General features: G+C 74.8%; 4 protein-coding genes. 1 reads left to right on the forward strand and 3 read right to left on the reverse strand.

From position 1 onward, the window contains the following. Positions 1 to 298: 298 nt before the first annotated feature. From ACWGKU_RS40400 to ACWGKU_RS40410, 3 genes are all read right to left on the reverse strand, one after another. A complete protein-coding gene (locus ACWGKU_RS40400; RefSeq protein ID WP_380547925.1) occupies positions 299 to 931 on the reverse strand; it encodes a DUF305 domain-containing protein in 633 nt (210 codons plus the stop codon). 134 nt (positions 932 to 1,065) lie between these two features. Further along, positions 1,066 to 1,731, reverse strand: a complete 666-nt coding sequence (locus ACWGKU_RS40405; protein WP_359908032.1) for a DUF3105 domain-containing protein — start codon at positions 1,729 to 1,731, stop codon at positions 1,066 to 1,068. A gap of 101 nt (positions 1,732 to 1,832) precedes the next feature. Then, complete coding sequence (locus ACWGKU_RS40410) at positions 1,833 to 2,300, reverse strand: hypothetical protein (RefSeq protein WP_401055340.1); 468 nt, start codon at positions 2,298 to 2,300, stop codon at positions 1,833 to 1,835. A 400-nt stretch (positions 2,301 to 2,700) separates the two neighbouring features. On the opposite strand from ACWGKU_RS40410, the gene ACWGKU_RS40415 reads away from it, so the two are divergent. Beyond that, positions 2,701 to 4,548: a protein phosphatase 2C domain-containing protein gene (locus ACWGKU_RS40415; protein ID WP_452181029.1), complete on the forward strand. Its 1,848-nt coding sequence runs from the start codon at positions 2,701 to 2,703 to the stop codon at positions 4,546 to 4,548. The last annotated feature ends 71 nt before the right edge of the window (positions 4,549 to 4,619 follow it).

Raw genomic sequence — 4,619 nt, forward strand, 5'->3', positions numbered from 1 at the left:
GGGGCGGGGGGCGCCGCACCCCGGGGCGGGGGTGCCCGCGCCGGCCTACCCGCGGGGGGGGGGGGGGGCACTGGGGGGGTTCCCCGGGGGGGGGGGGGGGGGGGGGGCAAGACGGCGGACGGCCGGGGCGCGGCGGGGACGGTACGGGACCGTCCCCGCCGGCGCCCCGGCCGTCCGGGAACACGCGGGACCTGCGGGACCTGCGGGACGTACAGGACGTACGAGACCTGTGGGACCCGGGGACACCCGGACCCGAAGGACACGTACGAGCCGCAGGGCGAGCCCGCGGAACGAGCACTCAGGAGGCGGGCACGCCGGGCTCGGCGCCGCGCTCCTTGAGCATGTCGGTCATCAGCTGGAGCTCGGAGGTCTGGGCGACCACCATCGACTGGGCGAGCCGCTTCTCGGCATCGTTCCGGGCCTTGTCGACGTAGCCCTGGGCCATCTCGACGCCGCCCTTGTGGTGCTCGATCATCAGCTGGAGGTAGTACACCTCGGCGTCCCGCCCGCTGAGCGTGCGCAGCTTCGCGATCTGGGTGTTGGTGGCCATGCCCGGCATCAGCGAACCGTCGTGGGCCTGGTACTCGTGGCCCATCTTCATCCACGCCATCGGCGTGGCGGTCGAGTGCTGGGGCAGCCCCCACTGGTCGAGCCAGCCCATCATCATCCCGCGCTGGTTGGCCTGGGTGTTGATGATGTCGAAGGCCAGGGTGCGGGTCGGCTCGTCGGCGGTGCGGTCGCGGACGACGAACGACAGGTCCACGGCCTGCTGGTGGTGGGTCGCCATGTCGCGGGCGAACCCGGCCTCGGGGGAGTCGTTCGCGGGGACGGACAGCGTGGACGATCCGGACGCCGAGGTCCCGCTCGCCACCAGGGCCGGCACCCCGAGCGCCAGCGCCACGGCGGCGGCCAGCGCGGCCGGCCACCACATGCGGCGGCGGCGCGGGGCCTCCACCTCCTGGACGCCGTCCGCCGCGGCGTCCACGGCGTCCACGGCGTCCAGGGCGCCCGCGCTGTCCGCGCCGTCCGCCGTCACGGCCTCGCCGGGGCGGCCCGCGTCGGCGGTCACATCTGCCCCATGGTGCAGGAGGCGCCCGGCTCCTGGGTCTGCTTGCCCTGGACGTACTTGGTGAAGAACTGCTCCACCCGCGGGTCGCTGGCGCTGTCCACGGTCAGCTGGGTGCTCCAGGCGTTCAGGGTGATGGTGCCCTGCTCGTCCGGGTACGGGCTCATCAGCGAGTACGGGGTCTTCTTGACCCGGTCGGAGAGGGTCTTGACGTCGTCCGGCGTGGCCTTGCCGTTGTACGTCACCCAGACGGCGCCGTGCTCCAGCGAGTGGACGGCGCGCTCGTTCTCGACCGGCTGGTCGTAGACGTGGCCCATGCAGTCCAGCCAGATCGCGTTGTGGTCGCCGCCGACCGGCGGGGTCATCGGGTAGGTGACCTTGTCCTTGACGTGGGTGCGGCTCAGCTCGCCGAAGGTCTTCACGCCCGGGATGTCCGCGTTGGCGGCGGTCTCCTTGTCCTTCTTCTTCTGGTTCTGGTCCATGACGATCCAGGTGCCGGTGGCGATCGCACCGATCACCAGCACGCCGGCCGCCACCGAGGCGACGATCTTGTTGCGGCGGTCGCGGCGCTGCTCGGCGGCGCGCAGCTCGGCGATCCGGGCGCGGCGGTCGAGGCCGTCCTGCTTGCCGCCGGGCTTGTTGGACTGCTTGGAGGCGGAACCCATGGTGGTCGTCCTTGTCCCCGCCGCACCGGTCGGTGGCGGCGGTCAGCTGGTGTGAGAGGAGAAACGGATCCGTCGGCGGCTGCGCCGGCGGTGGGTTCCACTCAGGACCGGTGGACCTGGAGTTCGTGCAGATCGGGCACCGGGTGCGCGCCGTCGAGCAGACCGGTGGGCACCACCCGGGGCAGCGCCTCGGGCGCGGCCGGGGTCAGCGGTGACACGGCGGGTTGCGGCTGCGGCGGCGGGTTCGGCAGCTGGGCGTCCTGCGAGCAGTACGGGTGGCTGGAGCAGCCGTTGTTGCGCGGCGGCTGGCCGTCTGCGGTGCAGAGGATCCAGTGCCCCTGCTCCTCGGCCGTCCGGTGGTGGTCCGAGGACTTCGCGGACCCGGTGACCTTCGCGGCGTGGCCGGTGTAGGAGGAGTGCCCGGTGGCGACCTGGACACTGACCACGCTGACGACGGTGACGGCGCTGACCGGGGCCGCGTGCGGCGCCGGTTGGCCGGAGCCGTCCACCGCCTTCGCCTGGCCCGCGCAGGGCAGCAGCGTCAACAGCGTGACGAGCAGCAGGACCAACAGCCCACCTGCCGGGCGGCCCGCGGATGCGGCCCTCCCCGGTCGGGGCGAACTGGGGGCCGACGCGGTCATGCGCACATTTAATCAGCCGAACGAGTGATGCGATGCCCCCCATCGGCCCTCATTTTCGGGGGCCCGCACACCCGGATGGCCAGGAAACGCCCTGCTCCGGACACATCCGGCAAGCACGGACGGAACGGGAGCGGACGACCGGGCGACGCCACCGTGGACGGCCCGGCGAACCCCCTGGTGAACAGCCTGGTGAGCGCGGTGGCCGGGATGTTCCGGTGGGTGACCGGTTGTCGCCGAAACCCGGACAGGGTCGTCGCAGGTGGAGAACAATGTCGTCAGCCCGGCCCGCCGGGGGCGGCGCGACCACGGAACGACCAGGAGCCGCCAGATGAGCAAGCAGGGTGCACCCGCACAGCCGCACCGGCCGGACGACGGTTGGTGGGACGCCGTCTACGACGGTCCGACGGGCACCCTCCCGGACACCCCGCACGCCGACCCGGGGGACGGCAGCGTGGACGACTGGTTCGACACGGCGGCCGGGCTCATCGGGCAGCAGCGCTCGGCGGAACCGGCACCGGCACCGGAGCCCGAACCCGAACCCGAACCCGAACCCGAACCCGAACCCGAGTCCGAGTCCGAGCCCGAGGCGGCCGTAGCGGCTTCCGGGGAGCCCGACGGCGCGGCGGGTTCTGAGAGCTCGGAGGGCTCGGCGGGCCGGGACAGCATCGACGACTGGTTCGACACCGCGGTCGGCGTGATCGGCGGAGCGGAGGGGATCGGGCGTCAGCGGACCTCCACGGAGACCCACCGGTTCCCGGCCCCCGACTTCGCCGACGACGCACCGAGGACGGCGCGCGCGCAGGACCCGGAGCAGGACCCGGCACCGGCACCGGCACCGGCACCGGCACCGGCACCGGCACCGGAACCGGCACCGGAACCGGTACCCGAGCAGGCATCCGCACCCGAACCCGCACCCGAGCCGGAGGCCGTACCGGGTCCAGACTCAAACCCGGCCCCAGCCCCGGACCTGGTCCCGGACCTGGTCCCGGACCCGGACCCGGTCTCGCTGGAGAAGCCCGCCCCGCCGCCCGCCCCCGAACCGGCGCAGCCGGACCCCGAACCCGCCGTTGCCGAGCAGCCCGAGCACCCCGAGGAACTGGTGCCGCTGGTGGAGGCGGAGAAGTCCGAGCCCCCCGCCCCCAGCTCCGCCCCCGAGCCCGAACCCGTCCACGCCTCGGAACCCGACCCGGAGCCCGTGGCCCAGACCGCCGCCGTCCCCGACCCCCGCCTGGCCGTCCGCGCACCGCTCGCCGACGGCGGCGCCGCGGTCCCGCACGTCGGCGAGCGCCCGCCGACCTACGGACCCGAGCCGACGGCCGTACCCGAGGCGGACCCGGGCGCACTGCGCGCGCTCGTCCCGGACACCGTGCTGGACGGCGCCCAGTACGGTCCGTCCGTCCTGCGCGCCGCCTCCGTCCGGGGTGACTCCGCGCGCTACCGGGGCGAGCCGCGCAGTGACTCCCTGCTGGTCACCCGGTTCGGCGAGGGCCCGGACGGGCTGCTGCTCGCGGTCCTCGGCGGCTTCGACCGTACGGGCGGAGCCGCGGAGGAGACGGTCACCCCGGAGGCGATCGCGGCCGCCAGCCGGGAGGCCTGCCACCAGCTCGCCGCCGCGATCGGGCGCAGCCGGGCCGGCCTGGCCGCGGACCTGCGCGACGGTGCCCGCGACCGGCTCCGCTACGGCCTCCAGCGCCTGGCCACCGGTGCGGCCGCCCCGCTGCGCGCCCTGGCGCCGCAGCCGGAGGGGGACGACATCCCGTCCCCGGCGTCGCTGCACTGCCTGATGGTGTCGCTGGACCCGGAGGCCGGCTACCGCGCGGCCTTCGGCGTCGGTCCGGGCGGGCTCTACCTGCTGCGCTCGGGCCACTGGATCGACGCCTACGCGGCGCGGCTGCTGCACCACCCGGACGGTCAGCCGCCGTTCCCCGAGGCCCCGGTGCCCGGCCCGCGCCCGTTCCGCTTCCGGCTCGTCCCCGCGACGCCGGGCGACATCCTCCTCCTGTGCACCCCGGGCCTCGCCCGGCCCATCGCCGACGAGCCGGCCGTCGCGCACTTCCTCTCCACCCACTGGGCCCACCCCCACCCGCCGGGCACCGTCGACTTCCTCCGCCAGGTCCAGGTCCGCGCCAAGGGCTACGCCGACGACCGCACGGCCGCCGCCATCTGGACCGAGTGACCCCGCACCACCCCCCGACCCCAACCCGCCCAAGGACCCAATCCGGCCCCACCCGCCCGGCGCGCGAGAAG

This window comes from Kitasatospora sp. NPDC054768 (assembly GCF_053612025.1).